The organism is uncultured Apibacter sp., from assembly GCF_946479295.1.
In the GTDB taxonomy this organism is placed as follows: domain Bacteria; phylum Bacteroidota; class Bacteroidia; order Flavobacteriales; family Weeksellaceae; genus Apibacter.
This window is the reverse complement of the sequence record NZ_CAMLFD010000001.1, coordinates 119,683-140,760: the sequence shown is the minus strand read 5'-3', so window position 1 is coordinate 140,760 and position 21,078 is coordinate 119,683. Positions and strand designations below refer to the sequence as shown.

Here is a 21,078-nt window from a genome sequence, read left to right as displayed (position 1 = left end):
TCATGTCGGTAAGAAAATTAAAACCTATCACCCCCGGACAAAGATTCAGAATTGTTAACAATTTTGAAGAAATCACTACTTCAAAACCAGAAAAATCCTTAGTAAAAGGAATTTCTAAATCAGGAGGTAGAAATAATTCCGGAAAAATGACCATGCGTTATACCGGAGGTGGACACAAGAAACGATACAGAGAGATCGATTTCAAGAGAAATAAGTTTGGCATTCCGGCTACTGTAAAATCAGTAGAATATGATCCAAACAGAACTGCATTTATCGCATTATTGTATTATGCAGACGGTGAAAAACGCTACATTGTGTCTCCTCACGGAATTAAAGTGGGACAAAAAGTCATTTCAGGAGAAAGTGTTGCTCCAGAAATCGGGAACGCAATGAAATTAAAAAACATACCTTTAGGTACTGTTATCTCATGTATCGAATTACGTCCAGGACAAGGAGCAAAAATGGCAAGAAGTGCAGGAACTAGCGCACAACTAATTGCTAGAGACGGAAAATATGCCGTTTTAAAAATGCCTTCTGGAGAAACTCGTATGATTTTAGTAGAATGTATGGCAACAGTTGGTTCAGTATCCAATTCAGATCATCAGCTTATTGTATCTGGTAAAGCAGGTAGAAGCAGATGGTTAGGAAGAAGACCAAGAACAAGGCCAGTAGCAATGAACCCTGTAGATCACCCAATGGGAGGTGGTGAAGGTAGATCAACCGGAGGACATCCAAGATCTAGAAAAGGTATGCCTGCAAAAGGCTACAAGACTCGTTCAAAGAAAAAAGAATCGAATCGTTATATATTACAAAAAAGAAAATAATCTAGTATGGCACGTTCGTTAAAAAAAGGACCTTATATTCACTATAAATTAAACAAGAAAGTTCAAGCCAATATAGAGTCAGGAAAGAAAGTCGTGATAAAAACTTGGTCTAGAGCCTCAATGATATCTCCGGATTTCGTTGGTCAAACGTTTGCAGTACACAACGGAAAACAATTTGTACCCGTATATGTAACTGAAAATATGGTTGGACATAAGTTAGGAGAATTTTCGCCTACTCGTGTGTTTAGAGGTCATGCAGGAAATAAAAATAAAGGTAACAGATAATAAGCAATGGGTATTAGAAAACAAAATAGTGCTACAGCACGTAAAGAAGCTAAGAAAAATTTAGCAATTGCTCGCTTGAATAATTGTCCTACCTCGCCAAGAAAAATGAGATTAGTAGCAGATATCATTAGAGGCGTTGATGTTGATAAAGCATTATACATATTAAAATATTCAAAAAAAGAGGCTTCAATTAGATTAGAGAAACTTTTATTAAGCGCTATTGCCAATTGGCAAGTTAAAAATGAAGGAAAAGACATCGAAGAAGCTAAACTTTATGTAAAAGAAATTTTTGTTGACGGTGGATCTATGTTAAAAAGATTACGTCCTGCTCCTCAAGGAAGGGGATATAGAATTAGAAAAAGATCTAATCATGTAACAATAATTCTTGGAAATAAAAACGAAGTAAATTAAGTATGGGACAAAAGACAAATCCAATAGGTAATAGATTAGGAATCATCCGAGGATGGGATTCTAATTGGTATGGTGGAAAAAACTTTGGAGATAAAATTGCAGAAGACTATAAAATCAGAAGATATTTAGAAGCTAGATTATCCAAAGCAGGTGTTTCCAGAATTTACATCGAAAGAACTCTAAAATTAGTTACAATCACCATCACTACCGCTAGACCTGGAATTATCATAGGAAAAGGCGGGCAAGAAGTAGATAAACTAAAAGAAGAGTTAAAAAAGATTACAAAAAAGGAAATTCAAATAAATATTTTTGAAATTAAAAGACCTGAGCTTGATGCAAAATTAGTTGCAGAAAGTGTAGCACGCCAAATTGAAAGCCGTATTTCTTATAGAAGAGCGGTAAAAATGGCAATTGCCTCCACAATGAGAATGAATGCGGAAGGAATTAAAATTATGATTTCCGGACGTTTAAATGGAGCAGAAATGGCAAGATCAGAATCTTTTAAAGAAGGAAGAATTCCTTTGTCAACTTTCCGTGCTGATATTGATTACTATATAGCTGAAGCTCATACTACATATGGTCGCTTAGGTGTGAAAGTATGGATTATGAAAGGTGAAGTATATGGTAAAAGAGAGTTATCTCCATTAGTAGGTCTTCAGAAAAAGACTCAGAAAAGAAAAGTTAAAGAAAGAAGATAAAAAATATCTTAGGTAATTATGTTACAACCAAAAAGAACAAAATTCCGTAAACAGCAAAAAGGACGTATGAAAGGTCTCTCTTATAGAGGAAATAGATTAGCATACGGAACTTTCGGAATTAAAGCGTTAGATTCAGTATTTATTACTGCAAGACAGATAGAAGCTGCACGTATTGCTGCAACCCGATATATGAAAAGAGAAGGGCAATTATGGATTAAAATATTTCCGGATAAGCCAATCACTAAAAAACCAGCCGAAGTTCGTATGGGTAAAGGAAAAGGAGCTGTAGAATACTGGGTAGCAAGAGTATCACCGGGAAGAATTTTATTTGAAATAGGCGGAGTTCCTTATGATGTTGCGAAAGAAGCATTACGACTTGCAGCTCAAAAATTACCGGTTAAAACTAAATTTGTTGTTGCTAACGATTTTGTACAATCATAAATAATAAAATCGATGAAAGCAGTTGATATAAGAAATTTAAGTCAAGAAGAAGTAAAAGCAAAATTAGCTGAAACAAAAGCTGAATATGCTAAGCTAAGATTATCACATAAAGTGTCTCCAATTGGAAATCCGATTCAATTAAGAGAGATGAGAAAAACAATAGCAAGGTTGTTAACAGCCTTAAAGTAATTTAAAATCCGAAAAGAATTTAATTTCAACTATGGAAAGAAATTTAAGAAAAGAAAGAATCGGAGTAGTATCTAGCAATAAAATGGATAAAACTATCGTTGTTAGTGAGACAAGCAGAATGAAGCATCCTATGTATGGAAAGTTCGTTTTGAAAACAAAAAAATATACTGCTCACGATGAGAAAAACGAATGCAATGAAGGAGATACCGTTCGCATTATGGAAACTCGTCCATTGAGTAAAAGTAAAAGATGGAGATTAGTAGAAATATTAGAAAGAGCTAAATAATTTAGAGATGCTACAAACAGAATCAAGATTAAAAGTTGCAGATAATACTGGAGCAAAGGAAGCTTTAGTTATCAGAGTGTTAGGAGGTTCAAAAAGAAGATATGCATCTGTAGGTGATAAAATAGTTGTTACTATAAAAGATGCAACTCCATCAGGAAACGCTAAAAAAGGTCAAGTATCCAAAGCAGTAGTTGTAAGGACCAAAAAGCCTGTAAGAAGGAAAGACGGTTCTTATATAAGTTTTGAGGATAATGCATGTGTATTGTTAAATGCAGCAGGAGAAATGAGAGGAACTCGTGTTTTTGGACCAGTAGCCAGAGAATTACGTGATAAAGAGTATATGAAAATTATATCATTAGCTCCTGAGGTATTATAAGGTAAATTAAAAGAAATGGCAAAAGTTAAAATAAAAAAAGGAGATAAAGTTCAAGTTCTTGCAGGAGCATACAAAGGAAAGCAAGGACAAGTTTTAGTAATTTATCCTGAAAAAAACAGAGCGATAGTTGAAGGAGTTAATATCGTTAAAAAACATAAAAAACCTTCAGCTGAAAACCCTCAAGGAAGCATTATTGAAAAAGAAGCTTCCATTCATATTTCTAATTTAGCTCTTTTAGATCCTAAATCTGGAAAACCTACAAGAGTTAGTTATAAAATAGATGGTGAGAAGAAACTTAGAGTTGCAACCAAATCAGGAGAATTGATTTAATTAAATTAGAAAGATTATGCAATACGTAGCAAGACCGAAACAATTATATAAAGATAAAATCATCTCTGCTTTAAAAGAGGAATTTGGTTATACATCTGTAATGCAAGTTCCAAAATTAGAAAAGATAGTGATTAGCCAAGGACTAGGAGCAGCAACAGCAGATAAAAAAATCGTAGATTATGCAGTTGAAGAAATTTCTTTAATAGCAGGACAAAAAGCAATCCCATGTCTTTCCAAAAAAGATGAAGCAGGTTTCAAATTAAGAAAAGGAATGCCTATTGGAGCAATGGTTACCTTAAGAGGTGATAGAATGTACGAATTTCTAGATAGATTAATCACAGCTGCTCTGCCAAGGGTACGTGATTTTAATGGAATAAAATCAGATGGTTTTGACGGTAGGGGAAACTATACTTTAGGGATAACTGAACAAATCATATTTCCAGAAATAAATATCGATAAAGTGAAAAAAATTCAAGGTATGGATATTACCTTTGTAACTAATGCAAAAACCGATAAGGAAGCTAAGGCATTATTAACCCATTTTGGATTACCATTTAAAAAGAATTAATTTACAGTATGGCTAAAGAATCAATGAAAGCGCGCGAGCGCAAAAGAGAAGCACTTTCTGCTAAATATGCCGCTAAAAGAAAAGCTTTAAAAGAGGCTGGAGATTATGAAGCACTTCAAAAGTTACCTAAAAACTCTTCTCCCGTAAGGTTACACAATAGATGTAAATTAACAGGAAGACCAAGAGGTTACATGAGAGTTTTTGGAATTTCCAGAGTTACATTTAGAGAAATGGCTAATGAAGGATTAATACCAGGAGTAAAAAAAGCTAGTTGGTAAAGAAAATAAAAATAATAGATTTTAAAAGTAGAATTTAAATTCTAAACTCTAAAATTAAACAAATATGGTAACAGACCCAATTGCAGATTACTTAACAAGAGTAAGAAATGCCATAAGAGCAGGACACAAGGTAGTGGAAATTCCTGCTTCAAAAATTAAAAAAGAGATTACAAAAATTCTCTTTGATCAAGGATATATCCTTAACTACAAATTCGAAGATAGTAGTGTACAAGGAACAATTAAAATTGCTTTAAAATACGATAAGGTAACCAATCTTCCAGCAATTAAAAAAATACAAAGAGCATCTAAACCGGGTTTAAGAAAATATTCCGGTTGTAAAGAACTTCCAAGAGTATTAAACGGTTTAGGTATAGCTATTATCTCAACTTCAAAAGGAGTAATGACAGATAAAAAGGCAAGACAAGAAAACGTTGGAGGAGAGGTAATTTGTTATGTTTATTAAAAAATTGAAGAAATGTCAAGAATAGGAAAAGCAATAATAAATATTCCAACAGGTACTACTATCGATTATAAAGATAACGTAGTTACAGTAAAAGGAAAAAATGGTGAGTTAAAGCAAGAACTTACTGGAGGAATAACTATAAATATAGAAAATTCTCAATTAACTGTAGAGCGTCCTTCCGATAACAAACAACATAAATCTTTGCATGGATTATATAGAGCACTTATTAATAACATGATAATCGGTGTATCAGAAGGATTTACAAAAAAATTAGAATTAGTCGGAGTAGGATACAGAGCTTCTAATCAAGGACAAAAATTAGAATTAGCTTTAGGATTTTCACATTTAGTAGTTGTTGAATTACCTCAAGAAGTAAAAGTTGAAACACTTACTGAAAAAGGTAAAAATCCAATAATTACCTTATCTTCATATGATAAGCATTTATTAGGAATGGTTTGTGCAAAAATAAGATCACTACGTAAACCTGAACCATATAAAGGCAAAGGAGTTAAATTTGTAGGAGAACAAATCAGAAGAAAAGCAGGTAAATCCGCATAAAAAATTAAGTTATGGCATTAACTAAAAGAGAAAAAAGAATAAGAGTAAAAAGGAGAGTACGTAAAAATATATTCGGTACAGCTGAAAAACCACGTTTATCAGTTTTCAGAAGTAATAAAGAAATTTACGCTCAACTTATAGATGATAATTCCGGTAAGACTTTAGCATACGCTTCTTCGCGTCAAAAAGAAATAGCTGGAGAAAAAGGAACTAAAACTGAAATTTCTGCTTTAGTAGGAAAAAAATTAGCTGAAAACGCAAAAATTGCCGGTATTGAGAATGTTGTTTTTGATAGAAATGGATTTATCTATCATGGAAGAGTTAAAGCTTTAGCTGAAGGTGCAAGAGAAGGTGGTTTAAAATTTTAATTAGTAAGAAATTATGTTAGGAATAAATAATATTGAAAGAGTTAAACCTGGTGGGTTAGAACTTGTAGACCGATTAGTAGGTGTACAAAGAGTAACAAAAGTAACCAAAGGAGGTAGAGCATTTGGATTCTCAGCTATAGTAGTGGTAGGTGATGAAAAAGGTGTCGTTGGATTCGGTTTAGGTAAATCTAAAGAAGTTGCTAGCGCAATATCTAAAGCAGTTGAAGATGCTAAGAAAAATTTAGTAAGAGTTCCGATATTAAACGGATCACTTCCTCATGAACAATCCGCAAAATATGGAGGTGCTGACGTATTTATACGTCCTGCTTCTCATGGTACAGGATTAATTGCCGGAGGTGCTGTCCGTGCTGTCTTAGAGTCTGCAGGAGTTAAAGATGTACTTTCAAAATCTAAAGGATCATCTAATCCGCATAATGTAGTAAAAGCTACAGTTAAAGCATTATTAAACTTGAGAAGTGCAGAGACGATTGCACAACAAAGAGGAGTTTCACTTTCTAAAGTATTTAAAGGATAAGAACATGGCAACGATAAAAGTAACTTTAAAAAGAAGTTCAATTAAAAGACCAAAAAATCAAAAGCGTACATTAGAAGCTTTAGGTTTAACCAAATTGAATAAGACCGTTGAACATGAAGCAACCCCTCAAATATTAGGAATGGTTGCTGTAGTAAAACATTTAGTAACCGTTGAAGAATAATAAGAGATATGAATTTACATACTTTAAAACCTGCACAAGGTTCAACACATAATAGCAAAAGACTAGGTAGAGGACAGGGAAGTGGTAAAGGAGGAACTTCTACTAAAGGTCATAAAGGTGATAAATCTCGTTCAGGACATAAAGATAAAGTAGGGTTTGAGGGAGGTCAAATGCCTTTACAAAGAAGAATCCCTAAATTTGGCTTTAAAAACGTTAATAGAAAAGAATATGTCGGATTTAATTTAGACACTATTCAAGAACTAATAAATAGCAATAAAATTTCTACTGAAATCACTAAAGAAACATTAATTCAAAATGGATTAATATCTAAAAATGATTTAGTTAAAATTCTTGGAAGAGGAGAATTAAAATCTGCTATTACTATAACTGTAGATAAATTCACTAAATCAGCTAAAGAGTCTATAGAAAAAGCAGGAGGGAAAGCTAACACTTTATAAAATAGACAGCATGAAAGGATTTATACAGACATTAAGGAATATCTGGAGTATAAAAGAGTTAAGAGATAAGCTTATTTTCACTTTTGTTCTAGTATTGGTTTATAGATTTGGTACGCATGTTTCACTTCCTGCTATCAACATGGTTGAAGTAGGTAATATTCTTGAAATCTACAAAAACAATGGTGGTAATCAACAAGCAACAGGATTATTAGGTCTATTATCTTCATTTACAGGTGGTGCATTTAGTAAGGCATCAATTTTTGCTTTGGGTATTATGCCGTATATCTCTGCTTCTATTGTGGTGCAATTAATGGGATTAGCTATACCCTATATACAAAAACTACAAAAAGAAGGAGAGAGCGGACGTAAAACGGTTAATCAGATTACTAGGTGGTTGACAATCTTAATATGTTTAATCCAAGCTCCTGCCTATTTGACATCAATTACACAAGTTTTTTTACCTGTTGAGCAATTTAGAACTGCCTATTTGGTTGATCCTAATAATGTAATGTTATTTTGGGTGCCTAGTATAATAATACTTATTTCAGGCACAATTTTTGCTATGTGGATGGGGGAAAAGATTACTGACAAAGGAATTGGAAATGGGATCTCTATCTTAATCATGGTAGGAATTTTAGCAGGTTTTCCAACAGCTTTTGTACAAGAAATAGGGGTACAAATGGGAGATTCTGGTAAAGGACTTATAATGATGTTTGTTGAGATTGTTGCCTGGTTATTGGTAATTATATTATGTATTATGTTAACGGTTGCCGTTAGAAAAGTACCTGTACAATATGTAAGTAGAACCAAATCAGGGTCGTTGCGTTCAATAACCAATGCAGCTAGACAATATATCCCGTTAAAAGTTAACGCAGCAGGGGTTATGCCTATAATTTTTGCACAAGCATTAATGTTTATACCAGGACTGTTAGTTCGCTCAGAAACTACAACAAATACTTTTTGGGCAGGTTTCAGTCAAGTATTCAGTTGGCAATATAATTTGTTATTTGCATTACTGATAATAGTTTTTACCTTTTTCTACACAGCAATTACAATTCCTATAAATCAAATGGCTGATGATTTAAAAAGAAATGGAGGTTTGATACCACGTGTAAAACCAGGTAAAGAAACAGCAGATTTTTTAGATGATGTTTTATCTAAAATTACGTTACCAGGAGCTATCTATTTAGCTCTAATAGCAGTTCTTCCTGCAATAGTTAAAATTATTGGTCTCACCGCAACCGATAAATTTGCTTTGTTTTTCGGAGGGACATCATTATTAATAATGGTGGGCGTATTATTAGATACAGTTCAACAAATTAATACTTATTTATTAAATCATCATTACGATGGTTTGATGCAGTCAAGATTAAGTAGAAATCCGAGTTAATATATGGCAAAACAAAAACATATAGAACAAGACGGAACTATTATTGAGGCATTGTCAAATGCAATGTTCAGAGTAGAATTAGAAAATGGCCACATTTTAACTGCACATATTTCAGGTAAAATGAGGATGCATTATATTAAATTGCTACCCGGAGATAAAGTAAGATTGGAAATGTCGCCATACGATTTATCAAAAGGTAGAATAACTTTCAGATATTAAAATAGAAAGAAAATGAAAATTAGAGCATCACTTAAAAAAAGAAGTTCAGATGATATAGTTGTAAGACGTAAAGGTCGTCTTTACATTATAAACAAAAAAAATCCTAAATTTAAACAAAGACAAGGTTAATACTATGGCTAGAATTTCCGGTGTAGATTTACCAAAAAATAAAAGAGGAGTTATAGGCCTTACCTATATATACGGTGTTGGTAAAAGTACTGCAGCAAAAATTTTGAAAGATGCAGGAATTAGTGAAGATAAAAAAGTTTCTGAATGGAATGACGATGAAGTTAATGCCATTAGAAAATTTATTTCTGAAAATGTAAAAGTTGAAGGAGAATTACGATCTGAAATTCAATTGAATATTAAACGATTAATGGATATTGGATGTCAGAGAGGAATTAGACATCGTTTAGGCCTACCACTTCGAGGACAAAGAACAAAAAATAATTCTCGTACAAGAAAAGGTAAAAGAAAAACTGTAGCTAATAAGAAAAAAGCCACTAAATAATAAATAGAAACATGGCAAAAACAGCATCAAAAACAGCTAAAAAAAGAAAAGTAAAAGTTGAAGCAGTAGGGGAAGCTCATATCCAAGCCTCATTTAATAATATTATTATCTCCTTAACAAACAAAAACGGAGAAGTAATATCTTGGGCATCTGCTGGAAAAATGGGTTTTAAAGGCTCTAAAAAAAATACCCCTTATGCAGCACAAATGGCAGCAGAAAATTGTTCTCAAGTTGCATATGAACTAGGATTAAGAAGGGTAAAAGTTTTTGTGAAAGGTCCTGGAGCTGGTAGAGAATCAGCTATAAGAACTATTCATAATGCCGGTATTGAAGTTAGTGAAATCATTGATGTAACTCCTATACCTCATAATGGATGTAGACCTCCAAAAAGAAGAAGAGTTTAATTCTATAATTATTATTCAAATTTTACAATGGCAAGATATATTGGTCCAAAAACGAAAATAGCTAGAAAATTCGGACAAGCTATTTATGGGGAAGATAAGTATTTTGAGAGAAGAAAATACCCTCCAGGACAACACGGTCCGAACAAGAGAAGAGGCGCTAAAAAATCTGAATATGCAGTTCAGTTAGCTGAAAAACAAAAAGCAAAATATACTTATGGTATCTTAGAAAGACAATTTGCTAATTTGTTTGATAAAGCCCAAAGAAGTAAAGGGATTACTGGTGAAGTTTTATTACAATTATGTGAATCTAGATTAGACAATGTTGTTTTTAGATTTGGATTGTCAAACACAAGAGCCGGATCTCGTCAATTAGTTTCTCATAAACATATTACTGTAAATGGTGAGATAGTTAATATACCATCTTATCTTTTAAAACCCGGTGATGTGATTGGAGTTAGAGAAAAATCTAAATCATTACAAGTAATTAAAGATGCTTTAGCTAATAATTCTCATAAAACTTACGAATGGTTAGTATGGAATGATGAAAAATTATCGGGAGAATTTAAAGTCGCTCCTGAGAGAATTCAAATTCCTGAAGATATCAAAGAACAATTGATAGTCGAATTATATTCTAAATAAAACAAAAATTAGCTAAGATTTATATGGCAATTTTAAACTTTATAAAACCTGATAAGGTAATTTTAGTTGAATCAGACGATTTTAAGGGGCAATTCGAATTCAGACCGTTAGAGCCAGGATTCGGATTAACCGTAGGAAATGCTTTGAGAAGAGTTTTATTATCTTCATTGGAGGGGTATGCTATTACATCAATAAAAATAGAAGGCGTTGAACATGAATTTTCAACAATCCCAGGTGTAATAGAAGATGTGACGGAAATCATATTAAATCTTAAAAAAGTTAGATTTAAAAATCAAATTAATAAGGGAGGAAATGAAATTGTAACTGCTCAGATTTCTGGTAAGACTGAATTGACTGCCGGTGATTTGGGGAAATTTATTTCTTCTTACCAAGTTTTGAATCCTGATTTAGTGATTTGTCATATGGATAAATCAGTAAAATTTAACATAACTTTTAATATAGATAAAGGAAGAGGGTATGTACCTGCAGAGCAAAATAAATCTAATCATGCTCCTATAGGAACTATAGCAATTGACTCTATCTATACACCAATTAGAAATGTTAGTTATAGCATTGAAGATTATCGTGTAGAACAGAGGACAGATTATGAAAAGCTTATTTTAGATATTCATACAGATGGTTCTATAACTCCTCAAGAAGCTTTAACAGAAGCAGCTAAAATTTTAATTCATCATTTTATGTTATTCTCTGATGAAAGGATAACTTTAGAAGCAGATGTAGTTTCATCAGCTGATACTTATGATGAAGAAGCTCTTCATATGAGGCAGTTACTAAAAACTAAATTAGTTGATATGGATTTATCTGTAAGGGCTCTCAATTGTCTTAAGGCTGCTGAAGTTGAAACTTTGGGAGAATTAGTTTCCTTTACAAAATCAGATTTAATGAAGTTTAGGAATTTTGGTAAAAAATCTCTAACCGAATTGGAAGATTTAGTATATTCTAAAAATCTGACTTTTGGTTTGGATGTTTCAAAGTATAAATTAGAAGCAGAATAATAAGAAATTATGAGACACGGAAAAAAGTTTAATCATTTAGGGAGAACAGCATCACATCGTAAAGCTATGCTTTCAAATATGGCTACTTCCCTTATTCTTCATAAAAGAATCAATACTACTGTTGCTAAAGCTAAAGCATTAAGAACATATATAGAACCATTATTAACAAAATCTAAAGAAGATACTACTCATAACAGAAGAATTGTTTTTAGTTATCTTCAAAGTAAAGAGGCTGTAACAGAACTATTCAGAACAATTGCTACCAAAATTTCCTCAAGAAACGGTGGATATTGCAGAATAATAAAGACAGGTTTTAGATTAGGAGATGGTGCTGATACTGCTCTTATTGAATTAGTAGATTTTAACGAAACTTACAATTCAGGAGAATCTAACAAAAAAGTAACTAGAAGAAGCAATCGTCGATCCACTAAAAAGACGGAAACTACAGAATCTCAGACAACAACTGATACTGTAGTTAATGAAACTACTAATAAAGAAGCTTCTGAAAATAAACAAGAAGAAACTAAAGAATAAAAAATAAATTTAAATATTTAGAAAAAGCAGGTTTTTAAAACCTGCTTTTTTATTTAAAGTGTATGTATAATTATATTGTTAAATATTATAGTAAATGAAATATTAAATTTAAGAGTAAAATTTTACCATAATCACTAATAAAAATATAAATTTTAAATCTTTATTTATATACATTCATACATTTTAAAATTTAACTAATGATTATTTTTAAAGATTACATCTTTTATAAATATTATTTTTTAATTGAATAATTTAAACTAAAACTATAACAAATAAAATTTTATAAAAGGGGTTATTGTTAACTTATTTATAAGATAGATATATGTATAAAGTTATATATGAGTAATAATATTAATATTAAAGAGTCATTAACAATGATCATGGAAATATAATTTGTGGATTTAAACAATTGTATATTCTCTTGAAATTGTATAATGAAAATACTTCTTATCAATGCAAAAAACTTTAAAAATTGTTAACCAAAACAACTAAAAAAAATAATATTAATAATTCATTTCATTTAATTTTTTTTTATTTTAAGTAGGGTTAACATAATGATGGACGGGTTTTAAACAACTGATTTAACAGCTAATAAAGTTATTTTAAAACAGAAAATATTATTTGAGAACATGAATTAATGAACAAATAATAGATATTTGGACTTTATCTGCTATAAATTATAATTATTTACTAAAAAGTAATAATAGAAACTGAAACATTAAGTAATTATTAATTAATAAAAAAGCCTCTATTGATAAGAGGCTTTAATAATAAATTATATTTTGCTATTAATTTTATTCTACTGAATCAAGTAGTTTAAAAATAACCCTTCTATTTTCTTTGTTTTTCCATTCTGGACATTTAGAAGCAGGACTACATTCAGGATATTTTGGATTTTTAAATCCCATTCCTTTACCTGTTAATTGGTAAGGCGGCACGCCTTTAGAAACTAAATATTTGATAACAGAAGTTACTCTTCTTTTAGATAGATTCAAATTATAAGCGACTGAACCTCTTGCATCAGAATGGCCTTCAACTAAAAATCTTGTTCCTTTACCGTATTTAATAATGACTTCAGCTACTTTATCTAAAATAGGTTGAGATTCTAATAAAATCTTATCTGAATCAAGATTAAACTGTATACCACCCATAGTAGCGATAAGCGGATTAATTGCGTCATCAGCTAATTTTTGTGGTTCAGGACAACCGTCATTGGATGCAGGGCCAGGGAAAGTCGGACATTTATCATATAAGTCGATTATACCATCAAAATCAACATCTAAGGCTCTACCGGATCCATCTACGCGCGCTCCTTTAGGTGTATCAAGTTCTCTATCCCAATCATCACAAACTCCATCATCATCTTTATCACCAAATACACAAACTTCTAATTGCTGTTGACTTGCTACATCATTAATTTTAGTAAACATTTCACGTAATGGATCAACCCAACTTAAATGCTCATTATGTTTTCCTATTTTATATGTTAAACCAAAAGATGTAGTTATAAAGTTATCCGATTTACCTCCTTTATGCAAATCAGCATAATGCCCATTATTACCAGAACCATCAAAAAGTTCATCTCCAGTCATTACGTATATTGCTTTGAAAGAAGTATCCCATCTTTTATTAATTTTGTATGTTACTCCGGGTCCCACCTGAGCAAACACAGATTTAAGACCCATATCTACATCAGCCGTAGTCGAATATTCCGTCTCACCTTGTTCACGTGCTTTAGTTTTAGCTTTATATTGAATTGTTCCTATACCTGCATAAGCATGAATTGCCCATCTATAAGATGATCTATTGTCTATTCTTCTAAATAACGAGGAAACATTTAAATCACCTAAAAAGCTAGCTGCTAAATAATTTGTTTTTGCATCCACTTTTTTTGAACCATATCCTTGTCTTGATTCGCCAAATTGTCCCAATAAACTTATTCCAAAGGCGTGAGATATTTGTTTATTTATTGAGGCTTGAAAATCATATCCAACTCTCCATTTGGTTGATGCACCGTTATCAACAGAGGTAAAGTCAGCAGTTATTAACCAAGGAACACCTCCATATATAGATACAGACCAGTCATTAAATTGTTTCTGATCTTTAGTGAATTTTACATAATCTTCAGTGAAATTACTACTATCTACATTTTGAGCATGTACATTCAAGTAAATACAAAGAACTGAAAGTAAAATTAGAATACATTTTTTATTCGTAACAATATTCATAACTATAATTAATTAGTAAGTATATTAAGCCTTCTTCTATACAAAATCATTGAAGGTTGTAAAATTATCAAAATTTTTTAAATAAAAAAATATATTAAACTAATTCGTATAAAATTTTTTTTGAAAAACTTCTTTTTGAAATATGTGAAATATGAGGAATATTTAAGTGTTTTGAATAAAATAATATAGAATTATAATAAACTATATCAATATCTATAGTTCTATCCTCATATTTTCCGCTATAGAAACTATCATAATCTCTACCTAAAAAATGTTCAATTTTTTTTATGGATTTTAAAAGTTTAATAGGAGAAAGAGTTGTATTAATAACAACACCTATATTAAAATAATTATTTTTTGAGATATAATCTTCAGGTTCAGATTCTATTAATTCAGATTTTTTTAAAATACGACCTATTTTGTAATTAATTAAATCTAAAGCTTTTATTATATTATTTTTTTTATCTCCTAAATTACTTCCAAGTAACAAAACAACTTTATTCATCTATTAATTTATAATTATATTATATTTGATTAAAAATAATGAAGAAATGAAAAAATTTATCATACAAGTATTAGCAACTATCGTTGGAATTATATTATTAACGAGTATAGGTGTGTTTAGCTTGATTGTAATAAATATTATTGCATTTATTCCATCTAAACCAGTTGTTAAAGATAATTCAATTTTAGAAATAAATCTAAATAATCCAATAATTGAATCTCCAAACGATGGTATTGATATTTTTTTCATTGATAATGAAAATCATATTTCTTTAAAAGAAATTTTAGATTTAATTAAATATGCAAAAAATGATGATAAAATTAAGGGAATAAGCTTGAAACTATCAAATTTAAATGCAGGATATTCGCAAATATCTGAAATTCGCCAAGCTTTGATTGATTTCAAGCAAAGCAATAAATTTATTTATTCTTATAGTAATGATTGTGATCAAAAAGCATATTACTTGTCTTCAATATCTGATTCTTTATTCCTAAACCCGAATGCCAGTTTAGAATTAACGGGTTTATCAGCAGAAGTTTTATTTTATAAAAATTTAGGACAAAAATATGGGATAGGTTTCGAGGTTATTAGACATGGAAAATATAAATCAGCTGTAGAACCTTATCTTAGAGAGAACCTATCTAAAGAAAATAAAATTCAATTAAATGAATTATTGCAAAACTATTGGCATAAAATATCTAATGATATAATTTCATCAAGAAAAATAACTACCGAAAATTTTAATGAATGTGTGGATAGTTTATATAGTTTTATACCGGAATTAGCTTTAAGGTATAAATTGGTAGATAGATTAATAAATGAGTCTGAATATGATAATATCATTAAAAAGAAATTAGGGTTTAATGATGATGAGAATATTAATAAGATATCTCCATATCAGTATAATAAAACTATTAAGAATGATTCAAAGAGTAATAATAAAATTGCAATATTATATGCTACAGGTCAAATATACACAGGAATAGGAGATACGGAGATTCATTCCAAAACATTTATAGATAATATTAATGAAATAAAAAATGATGATAATATAAAGGCCGTAGTATTAAGAATAAATTCACCGGGAGGAAGTGCAAATGCATCCGCAGAAATTTTATATGAACTGTTAGAATTAAAAAAGAAAAAACCTATAATCGTTTCTTTTAGTAATATAGCTGCTTCTGGAGGATATTACATTTCTATGGCTGGTGATAAAATTTATGCTCAAGAAAATACACTTACAGGCTCAATCGGAGTATTAGGAATGATTCCAGATATCAAAAAATTAGCTAATAATGTCGGTATTACTACTGATTATGTGGCTACTAATGCAAATTCTTTGTATTATTCTTTAATGGAAGGTACATCTGAAGGTTTTAGAGATATTATGGGTAAAGGTGTGGAAATAACTTATAAAAAATTTGTTAATGTGGTTATGAAGGGGAGAAATATGAGTTTTTCACAAGTAGATTCATTAGGAGGAGGGAGAATTTGGAGTGGGAAAGATGCAGTTCGACATGGTTTAGTAGATGAAATAGGTAATTTTAACGATGCAATTAATTATGCTGCAAAAAAAGCAAATTTATCTAAATATAATTTACTTACTTATCCTAAACCGAAATCCGAATGGGATTTATTTTTAAGTATAATAAAACCTGATAATGAAGAAACTAGCGTAAGAATTAAAGATAGATTTCTTAAATATGAATTAGGAAATGATAATTATAAACTGCTGCAAAAATTAAAAAATATTGATAGCGGTCAAGAGATAAAGTGTTTAATGCCTTTTGAAATAGAAATTAGATAAGAAAAAAAAACATTAGTAAAAATATTATAAGTAATATATCATTTTCAATAAAGATGTTATATCTTTGCACAGCTTAAAAGATTTAGAAGAGATAATTTTAGTTTTTTCTAGAAGTTATTCAAACAAATAGCACATAATTAATTTAAATTTAAATGGGATTATTTGATTTTCTTACACAAGAAATTGCGATTGATTTGGGTACAGCAAATACTTTAATCATTCATAATAATAAAGTAGTTGTTGACAGTCCTTCCATTGTTGCAATAGATAGAAGAACAATGAAACCTATTGCAGTGGGAGAAATAGCCAAACAAATGCAAGGGAAGACACATGATGACATTAAAACAATAAGACCTTTGAAAGATGGGGTTATAGCTGATTTTGGTGCATCTGAGCATATGATAAGAGAATTTATAAAACAAATTCCCGGGATAAAAGGCAAAATATTTAACCCGTCTCTTCGAATGGTTATTTGTATTCCATCAGGAATAACAGAAGTTGAAAAAAGAGCTGTAAAAGATTCAGCAGCTAAAGTTAATGCAAAAGATGTAAAGCTAATATATGAGCCCATGGCAGCAGCTATTGGAGTCGGGATAGATGTTACTCAGCCAAAAGGTAATATGATTATTGACATAGGAGGGGGGACAACGGAAATTGCTGTTATTGCCTTAGGAGGAATAGTTTGTGATAATTCTATTAAAATTGCTGGAGACGTTTTCAATAATGATATTCTATACTATTTAAGGACTCATCATAATTTATTTATTGGAGAAAAAACGGCTGAACATATTAAAATGGAAGTAGGTTCTGGGCTTGAAGAGATAGATAATCCACCGGATGATTTACCAGTGCAAGGAAGAGACCTGATCACCGGTAAACCTAAGGAGATTATGGTTAATTACAAAGAAATGGCTAGGGCTCTTGATAAATCTATATTAAGAATAGAAGATGCTATTATGGAAACTTTATCAAGAACACCTCCGGAATTATCAGCGGATATATATAATACAGGTATATATTTAGCTGGAGGAGGAGCTTTACTTAGAGGTTTAGATCAAAGAATAAGTAGGAAGACGGGATTACCTGTTTTTATAGCTGATGATCCACTAAGGGCGGTAGTTAGAGGTACGGGAATTGCACTAAAAAATATTGAAAAGTTCGAGAATTTTTTAATAAAATAATAACAACTTTTAAAATAAAATATTTTAATGTCTGTATTGGTAAATTTTCTATCAAAAAATAGTAGATTTTTACTATTTTTATTTTTACAGATATTAGCGCTTTTTTTTTCCTTTAATAAGAATATTTATCATAATTCAATTCTTGAAGGTAAAATAATATCATTTACAGGTTTTTTTGATAATAAAATTTCTTATTTAACATCTTACTTAAATCTTAAAGAAGAGAATGAACGTTTAATTGAAGAAAACAAAGAATATAGAAATAAGTTCTTAGGAAAGACAAAAATAATAAAACCTGAGTTTTTTGCTATGTTGGATACTACCAAATATAAGCAAAAATATTATTATACTAATGCTGATATAATATCTAATTCAATTACCAGATCAAACAATTATTTAATTATTGATAGAGGTACAAATCAAGGGATAAGTCCGGAAATGGGAGTAATTACTTCTACTGGTGTTGTTGGAATGATTATTAATTGTACAAAAAATTATTCAAAAGTCATATCCATACTTAATAAAAATACAAGAATAAATGCTAGATTAAAATCAAGTAAATATTATGGTACGCTGTTATGGCAAGGAGAAGATCCACGAATTATGACATTATCGGATATTCCTAAATATGTAGGAGTAAAAGTAGGAGATACCATTGAAACCGATGGTAAGTCAAAGGTATATCCAGAAGGTATATTGATCGGAAGAGTTAGTAGCAAATCTATAGATGAAGAGACTGGTAATTGGAATATTTCAGTAGAATTATTTCAAGATATGGGTAATATACAAAAAGTATATGTTGTGGATAAATTGGATAAAGATGAAATAAAAATTTTGAAAGATTCGATCAATTAATAATGCTTACTAGATATACATTAATTAATTTAATTTTAATACCCATTATAATATTAGTACAGATTTTCGTATTTAATAATATATGTTTTTTCCATAAGTATAATCCTATAATTTATATTATATGGATAATTTTTTATCCCTATGATAAATCTTCTAGTTATTTATTTTTAATATTTTCATTTCTATTGGGTTTTGGTATGGACTGCTTTATGGATACTGGAGGGGTAAATGCTTTTTCATCTGTATTAATAGCTTATATAAGAAATTTTATTATACGATATATTTCAGACATGCATAGAGAGATGAAATTATTAAAATTTTCAGATTTAAATTTCATTCAATTAACTTCTTATATAATTGTAATTATACTTATACATCATCTAAGTTTATTTATTTTAGAAAGTTTTAAAATATCTATGATATTAGATGTAATAAAAGACGCTCTAATAACATCTGTATTTTCATTTTTATTTATTATCATTCTTTACGCTTTCTTTAAAAATAAAATTGGATAGTGAAAAAATTTCAAATCTTGATAGGAGTACTTATTTTTTTTGCGTTAACTTTTATCGCACGTATATCCTACTTACAATTGTTTACTGAAAAATATAAATTAAACGCAGCAAATACATCTATAAAAGCAGAATACCAAATTCCTTTAAGAGGATATATAATGGATAGAAATGGTAAAATATTAGTAGGAAATACACCTTCCTATGAATTAACCTTTACCCAATCCCAAATGGAAAAAAATTTTGATACCATAGGTTTTTGTAAGTTAGTTAATATAACAAAAGAGGATTTTATAAAAAAAATAAAATATATCAAATCGAATAAAAAAATATATAATAACCTGGTTCCAATGACCTTTATGAAAGGACTAACAAGTGAAGATTTAGCAAGGATTCAGGAAAAATTATTTAAATATAATGCTTTTTCAATAGTAAGAACTCCTGAACGGAATTATCTTGTACATTCAGCAGGAAATATATTAGGATATATTAATGAAGTTAATGAAAAATATATAAAATCCGATTCTAGCTATTATATGCCAGGAAATTTAGCCGGGATGACTGGCGTTGAAAAATCATATGAAAAGTATTTAAGAGGGATAAAAGGGGTTAAATATATTCAAAAAGATAGAAGATTGAGAAGTATAGGTTCTTATAAAGATGGAGAATTTGATCAGCAAATGCAAAGTGGAAAAGATATTACTTTATCAATTGATTATGAATTACAAAATTTAGCAGAAAGACTATTAACAAATAAAAGAGGAGGAGTAGTTGCATTAGATCCTAATAATGGAGAAATTTTAGTGATGGCCTCATCTCCGGTTATCGATCCATCTGTTTTTGTAGGTAGAGATAAGAATAAGCATATACACACTTTACAAATGGATTCAATGAACAAACCTATGTACGACAGGTCTGTCCAAGCATCTTATCCTCCAGGTTCAACATTTAAACTAATAAATGGATTAGCAGCCATGCAAATGGGAGTAATAGATGAGAATACAACTTTTGTTTGTAAACATGGTTTTCATTACGGTAATCGTAAAATAGGTTGTCATTGTGGATATTTTTATACTCCCATAACAATAGATAAAGCAATTCAAAAATCATGTAATAATTATTTTGCAGAAGCCTATGTAAGAATACTTAATAAATACCCGGGCAATATTGAGAAGAGTATTGATGAATGGAGTGATATTGTTAAAAGTTTTGCTGTTGGTGAGTTTATGCGTAATGATTTACCAGTAGGAAGTAAAGGTAATATTCCGGATACACACTATTATAATAAACGCTACGGAAAAGATAAATGGAATATATATACGATTATATCAAATTCAATAGGTCAAGGTGAAATTTTAGCAACGCCTTTACAAATTGCTAATTATACAGCCGTCATTGCTAACAGAGGTTTTTTTTATACCCCTCACATAGTAAAAGCAATTGATGGAAAACCTATAGCGGATCCACAATTTATTATACCCAAACAAACAAAAGTGGAAAGAAAATATTTCGATATTGTAAATAAAGGGATGAATATGGTGGTATTGTCGGGTACGGGACGTAGAATTTTTACCAATACATTTAGCCAAGAAGGAAAAACAGGAACCTCTCAAAATCCTCATGGAAAAGATCATTCCATATTTGTTTTAATAGCTCCTGTAGATAAACCCAAAATTGCTGTGGCCGTGGTAGTAGAAAATGGCGGATTTGGAGCTACTTATGCAGGTCCTATCGCGTCTCTTATAGCAGAACAATATCTTACCGGTACTATAGAGAGAAAGGCAATGGAAGAAAGTATAATAAAGGCTGATTTTAAAAATGAATATTTGAGGCAATGGAATGATTATTTAAAAAGAACAGGAAAATATATTCCAACGAATTTACCGCAGTCTTTAAAAGATAGCATTAATAAAATTAAAATAAATAAAAAATTAATTGCTAAAGAAAAGCAAAGATTAATACAAAATATAATTAGTAAAAGTGATACAACAAAGGCTAAAATATTAGATAATTTTATGGGTGATTAAA

Annotated in this window: 31 protein-coding genes; 29 read left to right on the top strand and 2 right to left on the bottom strand. The window is 30.2% G+C overall.

What is annotated here, in order from left to right:
• The first annotated feature begins 2 nt into the window (after positions 1-2).
• From rplB to rplQ, 25 genes are all read left to right on the top strand, one after another.
• Entirely contained in the window at positions 3-824 is an 822-nt protein-coding gene (gene rplB, locus Q0T35_RS00725; RefSeq protein WP_295810359.1) for a 50S ribosomal protein L2, read from the top strand.
• A 6-nt stretch (positions 825-830) separates the two neighbouring features.
• The gene (gene rpsS / locus Q0T35_RS00720; protein ID WP_055425369.1) at positions 831-1,109 is read left to right on the top strand and encodes a 30S ribosomal protein S19; all 279 of its coding nucleotides are present in this window, start codon (positions 831-833) and stop codon (positions 1,107-1,109) included.
• Positions 1,110-1,115: 6 nt separating this feature from the next.
• Positions 1,116-1,520 (top strand): 50S ribosomal protein L22, encoded by a 405-nt coding sequence (gene rplV / locus Q0T35_RS00715; protein ID WP_293918843.1) that lies wholly within the window; start codon positions 1,116-1,118, stop codon positions 1,518-1,520.
• A 2-nt stretch (positions 1,521-1,522) separates the two neighbouring features.
• On the top strand, positions 1,523-2,218 hold the full coding sequence (gene rpsC / locus Q0T35_RS00710) for a 30S ribosomal protein S3 (RefSeq protein ID WP_055425367.1): 696 nt from the start codon (positions 1,523-1,525) through the stop codon (positions 2,216-2,218).
• 18 nt (positions 2,219-2,236) lie between these two features.
• Positions 2,237-2,659 carry a 50S ribosomal protein L16 gene (gene rplP, locus Q0T35_RS00705; protein ID WP_293918842.1) on the top strand — a complete coding sequence of 141 codons (423 nt, stop codon included), beginning with the start codon at positions 2,237-2,239 and terminating at the stop codon, positions 2,657-2,659.
• A gap of 12 nt (positions 2,660-2,671) precedes the next feature.
• Positions 2,672-2,848, top strand: a complete 177-nt coding sequence (gene rpmC / locus Q0T35_RS00700) for a 50S ribosomal protein L29 (RefSeq protein WP_105298126.1) — start codon at positions 2,672-2,674, stop codon at positions 2,846-2,848.
• A 31-nt stretch (positions 2,849-2,879) separates the two neighbouring features.
• Entirely contained in the window at positions 2,880-3,134 is a 255-nt protein-coding gene (rpsQ, locus tag Q0T35_RS00695) for a 30S ribosomal protein S17 (RefSeq protein ID WP_055425364.1), read from the top strand.
• A 7-nt stretch (positions 3,135-3,141) separates the two neighbouring features.
• Entirely contained in the window at positions 3,142-3,510 is a 369-nt protein-coding gene (gene rplN, locus Q0T35_RS00690) for a 50S ribosomal protein L14 (protein WP_055425363.1), read from the top strand.
• A gap of 15 nt (positions 3,511-3,525) precedes the next feature.
• Positions 3,526-3,840 (top strand): 50S ribosomal protein L24, encoded by a 315-nt coding sequence (gene rplX, locus Q0T35_RS00685; protein WP_295810346.1) that lies wholly within the window; start codon positions 3,526-3,528, stop codon positions 3,838-3,840.
• A 16-nt stretch (positions 3,841-3,856) separates the two neighbouring features.
• On the top strand, positions 3,857-4,408 hold the full coding sequence (rplE, locus tag Q0T35_RS00680) for a 50S ribosomal protein L5 (protein ID WP_293918840.1): 552 nt from the start codon (positions 3,857-3,859) through the stop codon (positions 4,406-4,408).
• An 8-nt stretch (positions 4,409-4,416) separates the two neighbouring features.
• Positions 4,417-4,686 (top strand): 30S ribosomal protein S14, encoded by a 270-nt coding sequence (gene rpsN, locus Q0T35_RS00675; RefSeq protein WP_055425360.1) that lies wholly within the window; start codon positions 4,417-4,419, stop codon positions 4,684-4,686.
• Positions 4,687-4,750: 64 nt separating this feature from the next.
• A complete protein-coding gene (rpsH, locus tag Q0T35_RS00670) occupies positions 4,751-5,149 on the top strand; it encodes a 30S ribosomal protein S8 (protein ID WP_293918839.1) in 399 nt (132 codons plus the stop codon).
• A gap of 12 nt (positions 5,150-5,161) precedes the next feature.
• Positions 5,162-5,707 (top strand): 50S ribosomal protein L6, encoded by a 546-nt coding sequence (gene rplF / locus Q0T35_RS00665; RefSeq protein WP_295810335.1) that lies wholly within the window; start codon positions 5,162-5,164, stop codon positions 5,705-5,707.
• A gap of 11 nt (positions 5,708-5,718) precedes the next feature.
• A complete protein-coding gene (rplR, locus tag Q0T35_RS00660; RefSeq protein ID WP_293918837.1) occupies positions 5,719-6,075 on the top strand; it encodes a 50S ribosomal protein L18 in 357 nt (118 codons plus the stop codon).
• A gap of 13 nt (positions 6,076-6,088) precedes the next feature.
• Positions 6,089-6,610 (top strand): 30S ribosomal protein S5, encoded by a 522-nt coding sequence (gene rpsE / locus Q0T35_RS00655; protein ID WP_055425356.1) that lies wholly within the window; start codon positions 6,089-6,091, stop codon positions 6,608-6,610.
• A gap of 4 nt (positions 6,611-6,614) precedes the next feature.
• The gene (gene rpmD / locus Q0T35_RS00650; RefSeq protein WP_293918836.1) at positions 6,615-6,791 is read left to right on the top strand and encodes a 50S ribosomal protein L30; all 177 of its coding nucleotides are present in this window, start codon (positions 6,615-6,617) and stop codon (positions 6,789-6,791) included.
• Between the two features lie 8 nt (positions 6,792-6,799).
• Entirely contained in the window at positions 6,800-7,249 is a 450-nt protein-coding gene (rplO, locus tag Q0T35_RS00645; protein WP_293918835.1) for a 50S ribosomal protein L15, read from the top strand.
• A gap of 10 nt (positions 7,250-7,259) precedes the next feature.
• Positions 7,260-8,639 (top strand): preprotein translocase subunit SecY, encoded by a 1,380-nt coding sequence (secY, locus tag Q0T35_RS00640; RefSeq protein ID WP_293918834.1) that lies wholly within the window; start codon positions 7,260-7,262, stop codon positions 8,637-8,639.
• Between the two features lie 3 nt (positions 8,640-8,642).
• Positions 8,643-8,858, top strand: coding sequence for a translation initiation factor IF-1 (gene infA, locus Q0T35_RS00635; RefSeq protein WP_055425352.1), 216 nt, complete (start codon positions 8,643-8,645; stop codon positions 8,856-8,858).
• Between the two features lie 12 nt (positions 8,859-8,870).
• Entirely contained in the window at positions 8,871-8,987 is a 117-nt protein-coding gene (gene ykgO, locus Q0T35_RS00630) for a type B 50S ribosomal protein L36 (RefSeq protein WP_073961215.1), read from the top strand.
• A 4-nt stretch (positions 8,988-8,991) separates the two neighbouring features.
• Positions 8,992-9,369 carry a 30S ribosomal protein S13 gene (gene rpsM / locus Q0T35_RS00625; protein WP_293918833.1) on the top strand — a complete coding sequence of 126 codons (378 nt, stop codon included), beginning with the start codon at positions 8,992-8,994 and terminating at the stop codon, positions 9,367-9,369.
• A gap of 11 nt (positions 9,370-9,380) precedes the next feature.
• Positions 9,381-9,773 carry a 30S ribosomal protein S11 gene (gene rpsK / locus Q0T35_RS00620; RefSeq protein WP_293918832.1) on the top strand — a complete coding sequence of 131 codons (393 nt, stop codon included), beginning with the start codon at positions 9,381-9,383 and terminating at the stop codon, positions 9,771-9,773.
• A 27-nt stretch (positions 9,774-9,800) separates the two neighbouring features.
• A complete protein-coding gene (rpsD, locus tag Q0T35_RS00615; RefSeq protein ID WP_293918831.1) occupies positions 9,801-10,412 on the top strand; it encodes a 30S ribosomal protein S4 in 612 nt (203 codons plus the stop codon).
• Between the two features lie 23 nt (positions 10,413-10,435).
• The gene (locus tag Q0T35_RS00610; protein WP_293918830.1) at positions 10,436-11,428 is read left to right on the top strand and encodes a DNA-directed RNA polymerase subunit alpha; all 993 of its coding nucleotides are present in this window, start codon (positions 10,436-10,438) and stop codon (positions 11,426-11,428) included.
• A gap of 9 nt (positions 11,429-11,437) precedes the next feature.
• Positions 11,438-11,962, top strand: a complete 525-nt coding sequence (gene rplQ, locus Q0T35_RS00605; RefSeq protein WP_293918829.1) for a 50S ribosomal protein L17 — start codon at positions 11,438-11,440, stop codon at positions 11,960-11,962.
• Between the two features lie 794 nt (positions 11,963-12,756).
• On the opposite strand, the gene Q0T35_RS00600 is transcribed toward rplQ, so the two are convergent.
• Both Q0T35_RS00600 and folK read right to left on the bottom strand, forming a co-directional pair.
• On the bottom strand, positions 12,757-14,190 hold the full coding sequence (locus Q0T35_RS00600) for an OmpA family protein (RefSeq protein WP_295810319.1): 1,434 nt from the start codon (positions 14,188-14,190) through the stop codon (positions 12,757-12,759).
• Positions 14,191-14,284: 94 nt separating this feature from the next.
• Positions 14,285-14,695 (bottom strand): 2-amino-4-hydroxy-6-hydroxymethyldihydropteridine diphosphokinase, encoded by a 411-nt coding sequence (gene folK / locus Q0T35_RS00595; protein WP_295810315.1) that lies wholly within the window; start codon positions 14,693-14,695, stop codon positions 14,285-14,287.
• A gap of 46 nt (positions 14,696-14,741) precedes the next feature.
• Between folK and sppA the strand changes: the two genes are divergently transcribed.
• The 4 genes from sppA (at position 14,742) to mrdA (ending at position 21,077) form a co-directional block, all read left to right on the top strand.
• Entirely contained in the window at positions 14,742-16,502 is a 1,761-nt protein-coding gene (gene sppA, locus Q0T35_RS00590; RefSeq protein ID WP_295840435.1) for a signal peptide peptidase SppA, read from the top strand.
• A 152-nt stretch (positions 16,503-16,654) separates the two neighbouring features.
• Entirely contained in the window at positions 16,655-17,683 is a 1,029-nt protein-coding gene (locus Q0T35_RS00585) for a rod shape-determining protein (RefSeq protein ID WP_293919236.1), read from the top strand.
• Between the two features lie 27 nt (positions 17,684-17,710).
• Positions 17,711-18,538, top strand: coding sequence for a rod shape-determining protein MreC (mreC, locus tag Q0T35_RS00580; protein WP_295840433.1), 828 nt, complete (start codon positions 17,711-17,713; stop codon positions 18,536-18,538).
• A 514-nt stretch (positions 18,539-19,052) separates the two neighbouring features.
• Positions 19,053-21,077, top strand: coding sequence for a penicillin-binding protein 2 (gene mrdA, locus Q0T35_RS00575; RefSeq protein WP_293919262.1), 2,025 nt, complete (start codon positions 19,053-19,055; stop codon positions 21,075-21,077).
• Position 21,078 lies beyond the last annotated feature (1 nt).